The organism is Siphonobacter curvatus, from assembly GCF_002943425.1.
In the GTDB taxonomy this organism is placed as follows: domain Bacteria; phylum Bacteroidota; class Bacteroidia; order Cytophagales; family Spirosomataceae; genus Siphonobacter; species Siphonobacter curvatus.
Genome location: NZ_PTRA01000007.1, coordinates 80,329 through 99,723 on the forward strand (window position 1 = coordinate 80,329; position 19,395 = coordinate 99,723).

Below are 19,395 nucleotides of genomic sequence, written 5' to 3' on the forward strand. Positions count from 1 at the left end.
TCCTTTGACCCAGTGATTCAATCAAAGGCCCCGTTATGTTAGCGAACTACGAACTGGTTTTCATTAACCTCCGCCTCCGCTCCTCCTTGTGTTGTAAGTAAGCCTGCTTTTTAGCCTTCATGCCCACTCTTTCATCCCGAAGGAGTCAGGAAAGTATTGTCCCTTATTCAACGCAAAAACAAGGACTCATGCATCAGACATTCGTTTTCAATAACGCCCTTACCGACGAGCAGCGTCGCTATTTTCAACAGTACGGAATCATTCAGTTCAAGCAGTTCATTGATCGGGCCACCGTTCAGGAATTCATTCGGGAAGTCAACCGCGTCGAGCAGCATTTGCTGAAAACCCAGACGGAAAAAGTCAATGGGATACCCCTGAAATTCGGTGAAAACGAACGCGGCGAACGGATGATTCAACGGCTGGCCTTTACTTCCCATTACAGCCAGACCCTGGGTGATTTTCTAAAAGATCCCCGCCTGCAACTTCTGCTGGAATTACTGGGACCCTACCAGGGCCGTATCGGCGAACATGAGAAAGACGGTCTAGTCGTCAACCACTACGTCAATACACCCACGAGCCAGTTCAAAAAACTAGGCTGGCATACCGACAGCCCACGGGATTTGTTTCTCGGAACCCGCATCCAGCCTATGCTGAATGTAGGCTTGCACCTCGACGACTGCCCACAGTCCAACGGGGGCTTGCGGGTACTGGCCGGTACGCATGAGCAAAGCATCTGGAAGCTCCTGTTTCGCAAAAAATACTTCATCGATAACCAACCCGATCCCAAAGAAGTCGGCTTTGACATCGAAGCCGGTGATTTAACCATCCACGACGGCCGGCTCTGGCACCGCGTTCAGCAATCGCCCTTCATCGGCGAGCGGAGTCGCCGCCGTGTGATGTACATTCCCATCATTACTGGAGCCTACAGCCCCAAACACGCCGAAAGTCCTACGCCTTTTTACCATACGCTGGGAAATCTGAAGTTCCCTAAACCTACGTTTCCGGGTGGATCCTTATGGAAGAACTGGCAACCCGGCCTCGCTCGTTTTCTGAGTTAGTTTCAACCGTCCTCCCCACCGGAGGACTGCTTTCTCTTCGATATTCTTAGGCAAAGAAACTATGCCCTACGCATTGATTACCGGAGCCGCTCAGGGGATTGGGCGGGCCATCGCCGAGCAGCTGGCTCAGCGTCACTATGATTTACTACTGGTAGATCAGCAGGAAGAAAAACTGTACCGAACCGCTGAGGCGTTACGAAAGACCTATGGCGTAAACATCCACGTGTTAACGCTGGATTTGGCCCTACCTGGTTTTCTGCGGGTGCTTCGTGTCTGGCAACAACAGGTAGGCTCTAACCTGGAAATCCTAGTAAACAATGCGGGCTTTGGCCTTAACGGAAGCTTCGAAGAGTTACCCGTTCAGGAGCAACTGGATATTGTGAATGTCAACATTCGGGCGGTACTGGAAATTACCCACGCGTTCTTACCGCTTCTGAAAAAACAACCCAAGGCGTATCTGCTGAATGTCTGCAGCACCACAGCTTACCAGACGGTCCCGTACTTAACGGTATACGCCGCATCCAAAGCGTTCATTCTTTCGTTCACCCGGGGTTTACGTCATGAGCTTCGAGGCTCTTCGGTACAGGTTACGATGCTTAGTCCAGGCAGCACGGATACGGGCTTTGTGGACCGGGCCCGAATGGGTGAATCGCTTAAAAAAACGGCAACAAAGGTCCATATGACGCCTCAGGCAGTGGCGGAGCTTGCGGTTCGGGCATTGTTCGCCGGAAAGGCCGAAGTGATTCCAGGTTTTGTTAACCGGGTGGGTGCCTGGTTACCAAAGGTGGTACCGATGCGGTGGATTGAACGGGTGATTGGCGGTATCTATCAACCGAAGCGTACGGTATCGGAAAAGGTACGTACATTCCAGCCTTAGGGCGTAGCGTACGCAGGGATCCCCTGTACTGCCTATAGAAATCGAGCCTACAATCCCCTTAGGAACCGTAGGCTCGATTTCTATTTATCACCAGGTTGTCAGCCCCTGGCTACCCAATTATTTCCCAAACTCCACCCAGTCCAGCGAGAACAGATTGTCGTTCGGTTTGTCTTTCTTCACAAATACAAAGTACAGATCGTGTTTACCGCCCGGATTCAGAATGGGGCTTACGACTTCCTGGAAGGTATTCCAGTTCCCCGTAGCCTTGTAATTGAGCGTGCTGATCACCTGTCCTTTAGGCGAATCCACGTGTACTTCAATCATGGCATCTTTATCCTTGGATGCGTAGCGGTAGGTCAGTTGCTTGATTCCCGTCAGATCGATATTCTTCAGTACGAAATACGAGCGGTTATGAATCGAACCCAGTCGCTTACCCTGACGGTTGATGTTGCTGACCATATCCACGCCAGTCGCATCTATCCGGTTCGGCCGTAGTACCAGCGTTTCACTCGACGTCAGCGGCTTGATGGTGCCTCCTTTGTCGGTATACGAAGCCGTCAGAATATAGCGACCTTCCTGGGGCTTGCCTACGTGTTCTTTCAACGTTGCGGTACCCTTTTCCGGTAAACGCACGTCAGGTTGCTGATTTGACAGCGACAGTACGTACTTCACAATTTCCGTAGCTTCTTCGCGGGCCAGCTGCGGATGGGCGTTCATGGCATGCTCGCCCCATACGCCACCGCCACCCGTGATGACTTTGTTTGCCAGTCGGGTCAGGGCACCTTTATCACCCCGGTACCGCTTGGAAACTTCCATAAAGGCTGGACCTACTGACTTCTTGTTAATCTGGTGACAAGCTTTACAGTCGCTACCTTCCATGAGTGATTTACCCAGGTTAAACGTACCCGTAATCTGCTGGTGTCCCATCTGCGATTCGTTACCGCCCGCTACTTTCGGGATGTAGTTGAGTGATACTTTCACCTTCTTCTTGTCAATAACCTTGTCTTCGTTGTCCTTTACGTTCACCTCATACTTAAGGGGCGTTTGCGTGGGGAAGAAGAAGCTGCTGTTTCCACCCGGCGTCGCAATGGCTACCTGCGGCAACGTATTGCCAACCTTCACTTCCAGCGTATCGTAGCTGCTAAGACCCGTCGGATCGGTTACTTTCAGAACGGTCTGATAAATCCCGTCTTTTTCAAAAATATGCGTTGGGTTGGCTTCCCGAGAAGCTACCGATTTGCCTTCAAACTGCCATTCGTAGCTAAGCTTGTCTTCTTCGTCGAAGTCGTAGCTTTTCGCACTGCTGAAAGCGACTTTTAACGGAGCCAGTCCAATCGTATCCTTCGCCGTAATCTTAGCAACCGGAGCCCGGTTACCGGCGTTGTACTCGATTTTCACCAGACGGGCATCTTCGTTATCGATTCCGTATACGGAACCGTATTCCAGCATATAGATCGCTCCTTCGGGACCTATTTCCATATCTACCGGACGGCGGAAATCTCCTCGCGTCGGCATGAATGCTTCCAAACGTTTGTAGTTATAATTCTCGTCCAGACGAACGGCAAATACCCAGTTCCGCATCCAGTCGTAGAAGAAGATCGCCTTGTCGTAATACGCGGGTAATTTCACATCCGAAGCCAGATTGGGATCGAAATGGTAAACCGGTCCACCCATTGCACAACGTCCACTTTCACCGAGTTCAGGAAACTCAGATGAACGGTTGTACGGGTACCAGATCATGGCTTTCTGAGCCGGAGGTAAGGTTTTCGCTCCCGTATTGTACGGCGAATGGTTGGTAGGTCCGTTGACGTCGAATTCCTTGCCAACGGCTTTCGTTTCGAAGTTGTACTCCTTGTAGGGTTTGTTATCGCCTACGAAATACGGCCAGCCGAAGTTACCGGGTTTCTTGGCCTGATTGAACTCATCGTAACCGCGAGGGCCTTGCGGGCCATCCACGCCGGAATCGGGCCCAATTTCGCCCCAGTATACGTAACCCGTCAGCGGATCAACGGAAATCCGGTACGGGTTGCGGCAACCCATCACGTAAATTTCCGGACGCGTACCGGGCGTTCCTTTGGCAAACAGGTTGCCCTCGGGAATTGTGTACGAACCATCGGCCTCTACGTGAATGCGAAGGATTTTACCACGTAAGTCGTTCGGGTTACCGGCCGATCGTTCAGCGTCGAAGGTCAGTCGATTAGGCCGCTGATCAATCGGAGCAAAACCGCTGGACTCAAAAGGTACGGTATTGTCACCCGTGGAAATGAATAGATTGCCTTTGGCATCCCAGGCCATCGAACCACCCGTGTGAGCACTTACTTCCAAATCAATCGGGAATTCGATAATGGGTTTCTCGGAAGCTACGTCCAGTACGCCATCATCCCCCATCACAAAGCGGGCAATGCGTTGCTTGGTTTGTTCACCATCCTGAATCGTATAGAAGAAATACAGGTAGTGGTTTTGCTTGAAGTTAGGATCAATCGTCATCCCCAGCAGGCCGTTCAGATACTTTTCCACCGCCTTGACCGGGAAGTCATAGACCAGACGAGTTTGCTGCGTTTTTGGATCGTATTGGTAAAACTTACCCGTCCGTTCCACAAAAAATACGCGTCCATCGGGAGCTACCGCCAGCTCCATCGGCTCGTTCAAATCGTTGGAAAGCACTGTTTTAACGAAGCGATTTTCCTCGGGTGTTTTGACGGAATACGCTTTGGCGAAGTCCAGTTTTCCGTCGCCTATAGCGTACTGAATGCCGCCGAGCAAATGTTTCAAAAACAGCGGTTCGCTGAAGCTTTCGTTGGTATGACCACCCGCCGTATAAAATGCCCGTCCACCGTCGTAATCGTGGTACCAGGCAAAGGGGTGATTGCTGCCATTCGTGCCGCCTTCGTAGCTATCCTCATCCAGATTCATGAGAACCTTCACGTCTGGATTGATATTCTTGAAGTTGTATAATTCATCGTAACGCTCCCAGCGATCGGGCAGGAAACTCGTCGAAGGGTGCTTTTTGTCCAGTACATCAATGCCCGCATTCTGCTGACGAGGGTGACTGGCAAAGTACGCTCCGGCCAGTTTGTTGTACCAGGGCCAGTTGTATTCGGTATCCGTCGCGGCGTGAATTCCCACGTAACCACCGCCCGCCTGAATGTATCGTTCAAAAGCGACCTGCTGATTGGGGTCAAGCACGTTACCCGTGGTGCTCAGGAAGATGACGGCCTGATACTTTTTCAGATTGTCTTCCGTAAACAGAGTGGCACTCTTCGTCGTATCGACTTCGAAGCCATTCTCCTGCCCTAACTTTTGCAGGGCTGCAATACCGCTTGGAATGGAGGTGTGATAGAAAGCCGCCGTTTTGGAGAAAACCAAAATGCGAGGTTTAGGCTTTTCGACACCGACCGGTGCAGAGGCAGAGGTAGTAGCGGGAGCCGCGGCCTGGGTGGTCTGGGCTGGTTTCTGACTGGTTTTACAACCATAAAAACCTCCGGCTGTCAACAATAAGCCTAGGGCTAGGGGTTGAAGCGATGAATAACGCATGAGATGGAGTGAGAAAAAAGTAATGACGGACGATGCCGGATGATAGGTGTATTGGTTTCGTATAACGGACTAACTTACGCAATTCGGGTTAAATGGCTAGTTACTTGCGACTAGTCCGCGTTTTCCTTCGACTCTTTGAATAACCCAGGTGCCTACTTTCAATCCCTGCTGCCGACCTTCCGTAATGGCATCCATGAAATGAATGCCCCCGTACAGACGGGACATGCCCGCTTCATCAGCAGCTTGCTGAAAGGATTGATACGGGCGGGCCTTCAAACCAAAGGGTTCTTCCACGGTATCGGTGTAGGCAAAGTGATCACCGAAATAATGGGTTAGAACCACGGCCGCCGCCGAAGAAATCGTGGAGTGACCACTCAGGTATTCGGGAAAAGGGGGCGTTTGCAGGAAGGGTCGCCAGTGCGGGTCTATAAGCTTGCGAATGGCCGTTTCGGGTCGAATCCGGTTGCTGCGGTACTTTTCATCCCAGCAACAGATGAATCCGTCCGTTAGCGTAATCGCCACGACGGTATGAATCTTCAACGCCTGAGCAAAACTCACCTTGGCCTTCTGACAGGCAATACCCGTAATACCTAGCCAGTGAGCCCCCGGCGATATTTTCTTCATACCCACCATCAAATGGCCGTTGTCTTCCAAAGCAAAGGGATTACAATCCCAGAAAGCCGCGATTTGTTTGTGTTCGTCGGGTAGCTTATCCGCATAATTGATCTGCATCATCCGATAAAACGCCGACTTCGGATCGGCCGAATACGGTGTCGGCGGAGCAGGCTTGAACTGCGAACAGGTATCCAGCGTAAACGAACGGACGGTTGCAAAGTACGGCTCAACCGGAGCAAAATAACCCGGCGGCGTGGGATACCAAAAACCGTCGCCCGTGCGGGTCTGATACCGAGGATAATTGCTGATCCGGTTGTAGCGATCGGCTTTGGCGTAGGCCAGGATTTGTTTGCTAATCGCTTGAGCGTAGGCTTTCGACCCGTTTAGCACTTCGTCCGAGTAACCAGCCGTCCGGCAGGAATCCAGAAAATGGGTTTCATATTGGGCCAGTCGTTTCCCCGAAGGCTGCATTTTCTGAGCCGTCTCCATCATGGCCAGCAAGGCCGTCAGAGATACGGAATGTTCGGGGATCTCGCTGGGTTTCTGAATAACGGGGAAACCGTTCAAAACGCCGTGCATACTACGCATCGACGAATCGTGCTGAGCCAGTACTTCGTATCCCGACAGGCAGGCATACGAGAAAAAACGAGCCGCCAGCGGCGGATTCGTCACGTCGTGGATCATGGTCTCCGTCATTTCCTCGATGACGTGGGTAATCTGGGCAGGGGCTAGTTCCGCTTCCTTTTTTTTCGTACAGGACCAGCCCACCAAGAAGCAAAGTATAAACCAGTATTTCATCGCCGTTGGTACGCTTGTAAGCCTTTTTGATTGATTCCAATGAGTAATTCGTTACCCCAGGGTAGCACACTTCGTACATCACCCCGTAAGGCAAAGCCGGATTGTTGCTGCGGAATGTACTGGAATTGTCCCCTTCCGTTGCCTTTCAGCAGGACGCCGTAATTGGCATCGCAGTTTCCAAAACGCAGCCGGGCTTTATTCACATTTCCGCAGAGCAGCAAATCCTTTTTGCCATCCTGATCAAAGTCCAAACTAGTAATCGTGAATACGGGAGCCATTTGAGCCTGAATGGGCAAGGCTTGTTGCTGGAAATTGCCTGTAGCGGTTCGGACGAACAGGGTGGTTTGCAGCGTATTAACCGATAGTTTCGTACTACCTTCTAATTCTTCCGGTGTGAAAATATCCGTAAGCGTAGTTTCGGCGTAGCTTTTATAGTCCGGGAAACGCGTCCGCATCATACTGATCTGGTCGAGCAATTCATCGCGGGTTACGTAGGGATAACTTTTCCCCTGGATGTAAAAACTGAGAATGGGATCGATGGAACCATTGTCGTCAAAATCCTTGTAGACCAATTCAGCGGGTTCGCGATCGGAAACTTTGCATTGCGTATTGAGTCCCTGATTCCCAACGAGTAGATCCATTCGGCCATCACCGTTGAGATCTTCTACCAGTAGTTTATTCCACCAACCCCGGTAGGCTTTCGGGAAATAAGTACTCGTCTGATCCGTCCAGGTACTGCCACCGCTTACGAAGGCCGTAACAGGCATCCACTCGCCTACTACTACTAAATCGGGTTTCTGGTCCTGATTTAAATCCAGCCAGGCGGCATCACTGACCATACCCATACGAGCCAGTGCCGGGGCCAACTTCGCGGTCTGATCACTGAAGTGCCCTTTGCCATCGTTGATGAGCAGGAAACTCGGCGGCGTTTCGGGGTATCGGCCCGGAATCACCCGACCACCTACGAATAAATCCAAAGCTCCATCGCCGTTGAGATCGGCCGCCCGTACGCAACTTTTGCTACCCGCAAGGGTCGGTAAAGCTCCCGTCGCTTTCGTAAAATTTCCCTTACCGTCGTTTAGATACAGTCGATCCTGTAAACGGGGATCTTCCGGCATCAGGTCACCGTATCCACCGCTCGCCAGGTATAAATCGGGAAAGCCGTCGCGGTTGGCATCGAAAAACAAGGCATCCGCGTCTTCACCCACGGTATCGAAGCTTTGTTTCTTACTGAGTTTCCCGTTCGCCTGTTGCAGAAATAGTACGCCCCCCTGCCCATTACCCCCACCCACCAACAGGTCTTCCTTGCCGTCTCCATTGACGTCAGCTTTTGCCAAACAAGGCCCCGAAAAAGACAGCGGATTAACCAATAAAGGCTGTCGTTTGAAATCATTGAGTGACGTAGATGCCGATTGAAACGCTACGGGTGCAGGTACGGCTTGGTACCAACCGGGAACTGTAGTACGGGTTTTAGCCGACGAAGCATCCGTCTGTTTGAGTGTCAGTAGCTGGTCGGCTTTCAGAGCCGTTTTGGTTTCCTGCGACCCATCGGGCCAGGTAATCGTCAGCGAATCAATTTGAGTAACGGCCTGCAAGCCAAAATGCAACACGGGTGATACGCTCGACTGATACCCCCGCGTGGGCATCTGCTCCAGAAACTGCCGTTGCCCTTTCGCCGAAATGAGGACTTTAGCCCCAATTCCTTGCGTATTGCCCGGTTTGCCCTCAAGTTTTACTCTTAAAAAATGGTGCTTCCGATCCGACTGGTTTTCATATAGACTCGCCGGATGATTGATATTATTAATAATCAAATCCAGATCGCCATCGTTATCTAAATCCGAAAAAGCGGCTCCGTTACTGTTCAGCGGCTGATTCACCCCCCAGGCCGCACTGACATTTGAAAACGTCAGGTTACCGTTATTCTTAAAGAGATAGTTACTTACGTTGGAAGCCGGAATTTGTTGGACCAGATTCAGTACGTCCTGGCGGTGAATGTTGCCCTGACGATTCTTCATGAAATCGCCCATGTATTTCAAAAAATCCATGTTGGTATAATCCCGTAGATACCCATTGGAAACAAAGAGATCTTTCCAACCATCGTTATCGTAATCAGCAAAGAGGGAAGCCCAGCTCCAGTCGGTATTCGACAGCCCCGAAAGCTGACCGATTTCGCTAAAGGTGCCGTTGCCATTATTAAGCTGAAGCATGTTCCGCATGTACTGATAGTAAAACCCGGAACGTAGATTTAAATCAAATTTTTCGTAGTTATCCGAAGCCATCAACAGTTTCTGCCGTTTGTTGTCTTCGGGTAGCATATCCAGGGTATAAATGTCGGGCAACGCGTCATTATTGATATCCGCAATATCATTACCCATTGAAAACTGAGAGGTATGCCCCAGGTAGTTCTGAATTTGATTACGAAAGGTCCCGTTCTGATTATTGATATATAAAAAGTCCGGCACGGCGTAATCATTTCCAATGTAAATATCCGGCCAGCCGTCGCCATTCATATCTGAGATACTAATTCCTAAACCGTATGATAAGGATACACTTTGAATGCCTGCCTTTGTCGTAACGTCTTTAAAGTGATTGCCCGTATTTTCGAATAGTCTTGAGCCCACGTTGGGGTCTTCCTTTTTGAGGACCTCTTTCGTGGCTACTTCATCCAATACCGGTAAAGACTTCGGGTTGTGATTGAGTAAAAACAGGTCGAGATCGCCGTCTTTATCGTAATCAAAAAAAGATCCCTGGGTACTAAAGGCGGGTAGATCAAGTCCATATTCCCGAGCCGATTCTTTAAACTGGGGGCTTCCGTTGGCATCAACGCCCTGATTGATAAACAGCTGATTGGTCCGATTCTCGGGGGATACGCTCCCCGAATAGCAAACGTAAATATCCAGCTTCCCGTCTCCGTTCACGTCAGCCATCGTCACCCCTGTTTTCCAAGGGCCTGGTCGGCCCGCTGCTCCACTGACCTCCGTAATGTCTTTAAACTGTAGGTTCCCCTGATTCAGGTACAGTTTGTTGGGCGTCATATTAGCCGTGAAGTAAAGATCTTCCAGGCCATCGTTATTCAAATCTCCAACGGCAACGCCCCCGCCGTTGTAGAAGTATTCATACATTAAAATATTAGTATTGAGGCCTTCGGTTAAGGTATTCCTAAAGTCAACGTGGGTTTGATCTGTTGATAAGGCTTTAAATAAGGTAGGTCCTGGATCGGCCTGCGTTACTTCCTTCTCGCTTTTCTGCTGACAAGCCAGCAAAAAGACCAAAAGGCTAAGCGGTATAATTCGATTCATGAGGGGATATACAGTTAAGGGGCAATCGTCAATGGGTAGCAGTGGGCCGCTTTTTCAGGTGATACAAGGCCTATTTTATGAAAATAATCTACGCCTGTAGAGACGTAGATTATTTTCGAAACATTACCTGATCTTTAGTAACCTATTAGTAACCAGGGTTTTGAAGCAATTTGCTGTTCCGGTTCATCTCATCCCGGCTGATGGGGACGAAGTACATCTTATCGAGCCATTTCCGATTTTCAATACCTGGATCAATGTTGGTCACCTGATATTTGTAATTGTAGTTATTCGGATCGTACTTATAAATGCTTACCGTTTTACCAGCCTTGAGCGTACCCGTAATTTGAATGATTTGAGCCTGCTCACCTAAGGTAGTCGGAGCAATCATCCAGCGGCGGGCATCGTGGTAGCGTTGCTCTTCGTAGGCCATCTCCACGCGGCGTTCGTTGCGGTAGCGTTCCCGCAGGGCATTGCCCGTTTCGGTAATCGCTGGCATACCCGCCCGGAAACGTACTTTGTTGAGGTAGGTTTTAGCCTCGGCATCTTCGCCCAGCTCAATACAAGCCTCGACGTAGTTAAGCAGTGATTCCGTATAACGGATCAACGGCCAAGGGACTTGCTGACGCGTATTCTGATCCACAATCGCCGGGTTCGGATCAATGAACTTCCGCATGTAGTAACCCGTCCGCGATCCGTTCCAGTCTTCGACGGAGCTTTGACGCGTATCTAGACCCGCTGCCGCAACGACAGCTCCGCTGGCGTTGGTTACCTGATATTGGCCCGTCTGAATCTGGTTGTTGGGATCTCTACCCGCTACATCCGAAGGCCGGGGTTTCCAGGGAGCTCCGTCGTAGAGAATGGTGCCGTAGAAACGAGGATCGCGGTTTTGGTAAGGCGTTGTCGCTTTCGAGGGATCACTCCAGTCGAACTTGCTACCATCCATCATTTCATAATCATCCACCAGGTTTTGAAGAGGTGTATTTCCCGCCCAGTTGTGGTAGCCGTTGGGTCCGTTGTTACGACCTACCCAGGCTCCCCCTTCATCTTTCAAGTCAATGAAGTAACGACCCAGAATCAAATCCTTTTCGCCGCCATTTTTAGAAGTAGATACGTTGATGTAATTGGTGGTACCTTGTTCTTTAGAAACCGGAGCGGATAAATTCAACTCGTAACCATACGAAGTCAGATTGAGTACTGCTTTAGCGGCATCTTTTGCTTTCTTCCAGCGATCGGCTCGACTACCACTTACATACCCTAAAATTTCAGGTTTGGCAAACGCAGCAATGGTTGCTGATTTGGCTTTCGCCGTAGGTACATCGTGTAAATCACTGGCGGCGTAAAGCAGTACCCGCGACTTGAGAGCCAGAGCAGCAGCTTCGTTGGCACGACCGGGAAGCATGGATTTTCCTTTGAGTGCCGTAGCTGCATCATCCAGATCCTTCGTAATGAAGTTAATACACTCTTCATACGTGTTCCGCGTTACCGTATAATCGGCTTCACCTAATTTATAGGCCCGATCAATAATTGGTACGCCGCCGTAGTAACGAGTTAATTGCTGATAGTAATACGCCCGCATGAACTTGGCTTCACCCAGTAAGCGAGTCGCCAAAGTAGGATCATTAAACTGAGGGCTCGTTAAGTTTTCAATCGCCAAGTTACAGGCCCGAATACGAGTATACATGTCGCCCCATGCGTAGGTGTTATTCACCCAGCCAATATCAGCCGGATTGGACCGGGCCTCGGTAAAGGTATTAATACCTCGACCGGGGTGCGTAAACAGGGCTTCGTCGGTTAGGGAGGCCAGCATTTGCTCATCGAGACCTCCCTGGCCAAAGCCGTTATAGATATCCGTAACGAATGCTTCCGCTAAGGGACCATCCTGCCAAACGGTTGACAGTACTACCTCTCCCAGCGGCTGTTTATTCACAAAGTCCCCGTTACAGGAAGCCATCAGAGCGACCACTGCAACGAAACCCAGTTTTTGAATCGATTTTTTCATAGTCTTATTTCGTTTCGATGCGAGGTACGGTTACCGGTTCAGCAGCAACCGTACCCTAGCTTACCTTAGAATGTGATGGATAAACCCGTGTTGATAATGCGGGCAGGAGGATAATATTGACCCGTAGTGTTATCCGCTTCTGGATCGTACACTTTCAGCTTATCAACCGTAAAGAGGTTCAGACCATTTACATAGAATCGTACCGCATTCATACCGATCTGTTTGCTGAGCGTAGAAGGCAGCGTATAGCCTAATTCTAAGTTTTTCAGACGGATGTAATCGGAACTCCGTAACCAGTACGTATTGTCATTGGAGTAGTACTGGTTGCTACGATCGGCAATACGGGGGTGTTTATCACTCGGATTGTCTACCGTCCAACGATGCTGATACACGTCCAGCAAGTAGTTACCGATACTGCCGGATTCACCCGTACTTACGTAGAGTTGAGCACCAGTCGCGTACTGGAACAGGACTGACAAATCGAAGTTTTTGTAAAAGAACGAACCGTTCAAACCACCTTGCAGGGTAGGAATGGTGTTCTTGTTACCACGTACGCGGTCATCCGGAGTGATTTTTCCGTTTCTATCGTAGTCTTTGTACTTCATGTCGCCGGGACGTATCGTGTTACTAATAGCTGAATAATCTACACGACTCAACGTAGCATCAATATCGGCCTGATCTTTGAAGACCCCATCGTATTCATAGAATAAGAAGGCATTCAAAGGTTTACCCGTCGTACGCTGCCAAGCAGGTGCTCCTGGGGCTTCATCCCAGAACAGAACCTTGTTCTTCGCATAGCCTCCGTTGAAGCTTACGTTATACCGGAAATCACCTTTCTGACCGGAGTGACCCACCTTGAATTCAAACCCGGTGTTTTGCATCTTACCGATGTTTTCAGCGGGCAACTTCATACCAGTCGTTTGAGGAATCGAAGCGTTTTTACGCCAGAGGATACTCGTCCGTTTGTTATAGAAGTACTCAAACTCGAAGTTGATTTTTCCGTTGAATAACTGACCTTCCAAACCAATATTTGAGTTATTGGCAACCTCCCAAGTAATGTTGGGGTTAGGTACGCGAGATTCAAACAGGGTCTTCTGTAACTGGTTGTTGATGACATACGTACCAAAACCGGCCGTTGAGTAGTACTGATACTCCTGGAGGGTGTTATCGTAGTAAATCTGGTCATTACCCATCTGACCGTACGAAGCCCGCAGTTTCAGGTAGTTAATGAAGTTGACGTTATTCTTGAAGAAGTTCTCTTCAGAAATCTGCCAACCCGCCATGATACCCGGGAAGAAGCCGTAACGGGTATTCTCAGGGAACATGTACGAACCATCATACCGCCAGAGGAATTCGGCGAGGTACTTCTCTTTGTAGTTGTAGGCAACCCGTCCGAAATAGTTCAAACGAGCCCGTTCCCAAGCACCACCGTTGTTGGTACGCTCCAGGTCACCCCCAGCGAAAAGCTGATCAATGGCCGTAGAAATGAAGTAACGACGGTAGGCACTGAAGTTATCGTTACGAATCGTTTCCTTGTTCACCCCAGCCAGTAAGGTCAAGGCATGATCACCAAATTTGCGTTCATAGGTTCCAATTCCACCCAAGAGGATGTTCAACTGATCTTCGTTACCCTGCGTGAGTCGAGGCTCGGCAGGACCGCGTTTACCACGTACCAATACCGGGGTTACGCCATCACTCTCGAAGGCTCCTTGGTGCGTATACAAATACCAGGGGGTCTCCCAACGCTTGGTTTGCTTGACGTACTTATCAAGCGCCGCCGTTCCCGTAAATTTCAGACCTTCAACGCCAGGGACTTTAATGTCAATCGAACCATTGGTTTGCCAGTAGTAGCGCGTATCCCGATCATAACCCGTTTGGTTGGTCGTAATAACGACGGGGTTTTCACCATTTTCAATATCTGGACCCGGCATTCCATTAGGCCAGAACGCAGGTTGCGTAGGCAGACCACGCATCAACATCCGGAAAACTGTACCGGCTGATTTCGTTGGAAAACGACGGCTTTCCTGACGAGCAATGCTACCCAGACTTACGTGTACGTACTTGTTGATGTTCGCATCCAGATTCAAACGCAGATCGTACTGCTTGTAACCCGTGGCTGAATTTTTGTAATACGCATCCTGATTCTGGTACCCGATCGAGGTTAAGTATTTTACGTTTTCCGTTCCTCCGCTCAACTGAACGTTATGGCGAGATTGGGGTGACCACGTTTTCAAGGCATCCTTGAACCAATTCGTATTCGGGTGAAACCAAGGGTCTGAACCATCAGCAAACTTCTGGAAGTCTTCCGGTTTGTAGGGAGCTGATTTTACAGATCCATCCGGACGCGTGTAACTACCCGTTGAACGGAAAGCGGCCGTAGCAGCAGCCCATTCGCTGGAAGGTAAATTGAAAATTTCCAGTTCATTGCGCATCTCAGCAAACTGAGAGGCATTGGCTAGTTTAGGAATAACCGTCGGCTGTGAGAAACCCTGATTAAATGAATACGATAATTCGGGCTTACCCGTCTTTCCGCGTTTGGTGGTAATCAGGATAACGCCGTTTGCCGCCCGAGCTCCATAAATAGCAGCCGAAGCATCTTTCAAAACGGAAATCGTCTCAATATCAGCTGGGTTGATCCGGTCAAAACCGCCCGCTCGTGCGGGAATACCATCGACTACGATCAAGGCGTCGCTGTTTCCGAGTGTGTTCGTACCCCGAATCCGAATACCGGCTCCGTCATAACCAGGCTCGCCACTGCGTTGCACGGCGATAACACCAGGCATCCGACCGGCAATCGAGTTCGAAAGGTTAACGGCGGGAGATTTTACCAGATCCGTCCCTTTCACCGTCGTTACGGCACCCGTTACCGTTTCCTTCTTCTGCTCGCCATAACCTACGACAACTACTTCCGAAAGGGCTTGGGTATCGCTTTGCAACCGCACATCGATCGTTGTTTTGCTACCAACCGGAACTTCCTGTTTGAGAAAACCTACGTAGCTGAAAATCAGCACCGCTTCCGTGTTGGGAACCGTTAGTTGGTAAGATCCATCCGCTTTCGTGGTCGTTCCGGTAGTGGTTCCTTTCACCTGTACACTTACGCCTACCAATGGCGTACCGTCTTCTTCCAGAACCACCCCTTTGATGGTGATGTCTACCGGAGCAAGGGGGGTTTCGCTTTCCTCGACCTTCTCCTCAGTCAAAGCCGAATTCTGAGCAACGAGTACCGTAGCAGGTTTGCGTTTCAAGACTACCTGCTCACCCATTACCTGATAAGTCAGGTCCAGGGGATTCAGTAACTCCTGCAAAGCCGCTCCTACGGATTGATTATGCAGCGTAAGATTCACTTTACGGTCCGCAGCAATCAGTTCCGGACTATAGAGGAAGTGAACTTTAGCAATTTTGGCCAGTCTGGAAAGTACCTTTTCCAGATCCTGATTTTTAACGGCAATAGTGACCCGTTGGTTAAGGATTTCCTGCCCTGAGCTCTCGTGGGCATGACTTGCACCTACAAACACTACTGCCATGAAAAACTGTACAAGACTGACTTTCATAAGGTCGTACAGCAGTTTGTTTGAGTGGAAAATTTTTTGCATAAATTTGGAAGGTTTAATAAACCATTAGACAAAGAATCCCCTGTTCCTCCTTTTGGGAGGATAATTGTTTCGCAAGACTAAAGGGGAAGTTACGGGCCTCCGATGCGGGAACATCGGGGGCTTTTTTCATAAAGAAGTAAGTGCGGTTTGCTACATAGGCTTTGTTCGAGTCAAGGGGATAAAGTAGAATTAATGGCAACCTTTACTGTGAATTGTTATTTTTCCATCCTGATACTCATAGGTCGATTCGATCCCAGCACAAATCAGCGTCAGCTTTTCGAGCACCGGCTTATCACCCAGCTCCGCCGATAAGGTACAATGCCTCATCAGTTCCGAATCATAGTTGATTTTCACACCGTAGTTTTTTTCCAGTATCCGAAATACTTCACTAATGGGCGTACGGGTGAATGTAAAGGGCTCTTTTTCCAGTACAGTCAGTTCAGGCAATGGACTTTCGCTAATCGATAGCGTTTGGTTCTGGCGTTCAAACGTGGCTTGCTGATTAGGCCGTACTACTTGCGGACTCACTTCCTGCTGAGCTTTCTTAAATACCGCTACCGTACCCGTTTTCACGGTTACCTTAACCTGCTTGGCCGATTCGAAGGCCCGTATCGTAAAACTCGTTCCGGTGACGCGGGTAATGACTTCGTTGGTTTCTACAAAAAAGGGTTGCTTTGAATTCTTTTTGACCTCGAAAAAAGCTTCTCCCATCAAGACTACCTCTCGCTTGGCAGCGTCGAATTTTTTGGGGAAAGCAATCCGGCTTTGGGATTGCAATACGGCTGAACTTCCATCGGGCAATAATACTAACCGACTTTGCTGACTTTCATTGATGATTTCATTCCAATGCTCCTTTACTACGGCTTTTGCCTGAGGCATGGAAAGCGGAGGACTTATCGCCTGGTTTTTCCAAATTAACCATCCGCCCAGTCCAGCGGTTAATACGAGTATGGCAGCCATGCTCCCACCCCACCGCCAGAAGCTACGTTTAACACCTGAGGAGCTGGTTTGTTCGAGAATACGCCGCGAACGTTGGCGGATGTACTCTTCGGACATGATTACTTCGGGCTCTACTAGGGATAGTAATACGCTTTTTGCTTCTAGGATAGCTTCTTCCGCCTGCGGATACTCGCCTAAGAATCGCTTCCAGTAGTCGGTTTCTGCCGGAGAAGATTTTCCGTAAACCCACGCTCGAAAGGAGGGGTTTTCTAAAAATTCTTCCGCCTTGAAATGATTATAGCTATCCATGGAATAATTAAAGTAGGAGAAGGTCTCCATTCTGATTAGGAAAAACGAATAGCCTTATACCCTCTCAGAATAGGAATTTTTTAATTTTTTTTATGGGGGAATACTACATGCTTCATCATACCCCTTTTTTGGAAAAGGAGGGTACGATTAACTGTCGAGTACGATTACAGTACAAGAGAAGAGAATAGGTAGGTAATGAGTGGGGTAATGAAGGATTTTTTCCAGTGATGCCGCAGAAAAGTCATGGCTTTCTGTAAATGGTTGGATACCGACTGGCGGTTGATTCCCATGATGTCAGCAATCTCCTGAATTTCGCAATCCTGGTAGTATTTTAGAAACAGGGCTTCGCGTTGCCGTTCGGGCAATTGAGCCATGAGACCCGAAATCTGCTGACTTACCTCCGTATTGGCCTCGATATGCAATAAAGTATCCTGCACGCAGGGAACGAGTAATTCACCCCCTTCGTCATCCATTTCAGGCAAGTCCGTAAAACGTTGCTGCTGCTTGAGGTCGAAAAGGATACGATTGCGGAAAGCTTTGAACAAGTAGTTGCGAACATTAGCAGGCGTATCACTTAAGTCCTCTTTATGTTCCCAGAGGTACACAAACAAGTCCTGAATGACATCTTCAATGAAAGGCTGGTCCCGGCAAAAGCGGGTTCCGTACTGCACTAAGGGGCGGTAATTAGAAACAATAAGTTCTTGAAAAGCTAAACGATCACCTGTGATAAATTTTCTCCACAAGCGTAATTCTTCTACAGGAGAATTCGTAGAGATGTTTTTCATACATAGAGTACAGAAGTAATTAAAGTCAAATATATACTTTTACTACTATAGTCTAATTTTATATACAGATAATCTTATTGAAATTTTTTAATATCTTATGATCAGGATAATTTAAGCTAGTTTAAAGCTAAAAAAGGCCCATACTGTTACGTATAGGCCTTTTTTGATGACTGAAGCTTCTGTTTATCCAACTAATTCCATGAGGTCCTGGTCATGAATCATCTTACGTTCATCGGCCATCAGCAAAAAGCGTTCGTAAAGTTTATCCAGATCTAATTTTTCGAATTTAAAGCCTAAGAGTTGCAAGCGGTGACGCAAAGCAGCCCGGCCACTACGTGCCGTCAGGATAATTTCTGAACTGGGTACGCCTACATCTTCCGGGTTGATAATTTCATAATTGGACGAATTCTTCAGGTGCCCATCCTGGTGGATTCCCGAAGAGTGAGCAAAGGCATTACGTCCGACAATAGCTTTGTTGGCTTGCACAGGCATCCGCATCATGCCAGATACGAGCTTCGACAAGGGGTATAAACGCGAAGAATCGATCCCCGTTTCAAAGCCCAGGTCTTTATGTACTTTCAAGGCCATCGCGATTTCTTCGAGTGAAGTATTACCTGCCCGTTCGCCAATCCCGTTAATGGTTACTTCCACTTGACGAGCACCCGCCCGAATTCCCGCCAACGTGTTGGCCGTAGCCAGACCCAAATCATTGTGACAGTGCATGGAAATAGTTGCCTTGTGAATGTTAGAAACATTCTCGAAGATGTAGGAAATACGTTCGTACATCTGCTCGGGCAACAGATAACCTGTCGTATCAGGCAGGTTCACCACCGTAGCTCCGGCGGCAATTACCCCTTCCGTCAGGCGAGCAAGGAATTCCAGATCGGCACGTCCCGAGTCTTCGGCGTAAAATTCTACGTCTTCAACAAATTTCTTAGCGTACTTCACGGCACGCACACCGCGTTCGAGAATCTGATCACGGGTGGAATTGAACTTATGAAGAATATGTACGTCGGAGGAACCAATCCCGGTATGAATCCGGGGGCGTTTGGCGTATCGGAGAGCCTCAGCCGCTACTTCAATATCTTTCTCAACGGCCCGGGTGAGCCCACAGACCGTAGGTTCGGTCACGGCTTTGCAAATTTCTTCTACCGACCGAAAGTCCCCAGGACTGGAGATGGGAAAACCAGCCTCAATGACATCCACTCCAAGCAGCTCAAGTTCCTTAGCAATTACTACTTTTTCTTCCGTAGTTAATTGACATCCGGGCACTTGCTCGCCGTCACGCAGAGTGGTGTCGAAGATTTGAATTCTTTGGCTCATAAGTAAACAGTGTGATCGTGAATGAACTCCTTGGTTAGGCATTACTTTGCTAAGTAGCGGGAACTTTTCAGCAAAGTCTTAATGGAAATCGCGGATAAAAAAACCCTTTCTCAAGTACTTGAGAAAGGGTTCAGTATGGTTACAACCAACTCCCGTTCTCAAAGCATTGGGCCGAGAATAAGAAGAGAAAGGTTGAGTGTATTGGCAAACATAACACAGGCGGTTTCCATTGTGAGGACAAAAATAGCCGGAATTTTGATTCAGGC

The 19,395-nt window shown here is 49.0% G+C and carries 10 protein-coding genes; 2 read left to right on the forward strand and 8 right to left on the reverse strand.

Translation table 11 applies throughout. From position 1 onward, the window contains the following. Positions 1 to 188 precede the first annotated feature (188 nt). Entirely contained in the window at positions 189 to 1,058 is an 870-nt protein-coding gene (locus C5O19_RS23170; RefSeq protein WP_104715765.1) for a phytanoyl-CoA dioxygenase family protein, read from the forward strand. A gap of 61 nt (positions 1,059 to 1,119) precedes the next feature. Next, positions 1,120 to 1,935, forward strand: a complete 816-nt coding sequence (locus C5O19_RS23175; RefSeq protein ID WP_104715766.1) for an SDR family NAD(P)-dependent oxidoreductase — start codon at positions 1,120 to 1,122, stop codon at positions 1,933 to 1,935. A gap of 117 nt (positions 1,936 to 2,052) precedes the next feature. Here C5O19_RS23175 and C5O19_RS23180 read toward each other — a convergent pair whose 3' ends face one another. The 8 genes from C5O19_RS23180 to C5O19_RS23215 all read right to left on the reverse strand — a co-directional run bounded on the left by C5O19_RS23180 (position 2,053) and on the right by C5O19_RS23215 (position 19,129). Then, positions 2,053 to 5,469, reverse strand: a complete 3,417-nt coding sequence (locus C5O19_RS23180; protein WP_104715767.1) for a ThuA domain-containing protein — start codon at positions 5,467 to 5,469, stop codon at positions 2,053 to 2,055. A gap of 96 nt (positions 5,470 to 5,565) precedes the next feature. Then, entirely contained in the window at positions 5,566 to 6,882 is a 1,317-nt protein-coding gene (locus tag C5O19_RS23185; protein ID WP_104715768.1) for a vanadium-dependent haloperoxidase, read from the reverse strand. Beyond that, entirely contained in the window at positions 6,879 to 10,181 is a 3,303-nt protein-coding gene (locus C5O19_RS23190) for a VCBS repeat-containing protein (protein ID WP_104715769.1), read from the reverse strand. Before C5O19_RS23190 ends, C5O19_RS23185 begins: the two co-directional genes overlap by 4 nt. Positions 10,182 to 10,326: 145 nt before the next feature. Further along, the gene (locus C5O19_RS23195; RefSeq protein ID WP_104715770.1) at positions 10,327 to 12,180 is read right to left on the reverse strand and encodes a RagB/SusD family nutrient uptake outer membrane protein; all 1,854 of its coding nucleotides are present in this window, start codon (positions 12,178 to 12,180) and stop codon (positions 10,327 to 10,329) included. 65 nt (positions 12,181 to 12,245) lie between these two features. After that, positions 12,246 to 15,773, reverse strand: coding sequence for a TonB-dependent receptor (locus C5O19_RS23200; protein ID WP_165796110.1), 3,528 nt, complete (start codon positions 15,771 to 15,773; stop codon positions 12,246 to 12,248). Positions 15,774 to 15,962: 189 nt separating this feature from the next. Continuing rightward, positions 15,963 to 17,051 (reverse strand): FecR family protein, encoded by a 1,089-nt coding sequence (locus C5O19_RS23205; protein WP_104715771.1) that lies wholly within the window; start codon positions 17,049 to 17,051, stop codon positions 15,963 to 15,965. Positions 17,052 to 17,185: 134 nt separating this feature from the next. Then, positions 17,186 to 17,806: an RNA polymerase sigma factor gene (locus C5O19_RS23210; RefSeq protein WP_104715772.1), complete on the reverse strand. Its 621-nt coding sequence runs from the start codon at positions 17,804 to 17,806 to the stop codon at positions 17,186 to 17,188. Positions 17,807 to 17,989: 183 nt separating this feature from the next. Next, on the reverse strand, positions 17,990 to 19,129 hold the full coding sequence (locus C5O19_RS23215; protein WP_104715773.1) for a 2-isopropylmalate synthase: 1,140 nt from the start codon (positions 19,127 to 19,129) through the stop codon (positions 17,990 to 17,992). Between the last annotated feature and the right edge of the window lie 266 nt (positions 19,130 to 19,395).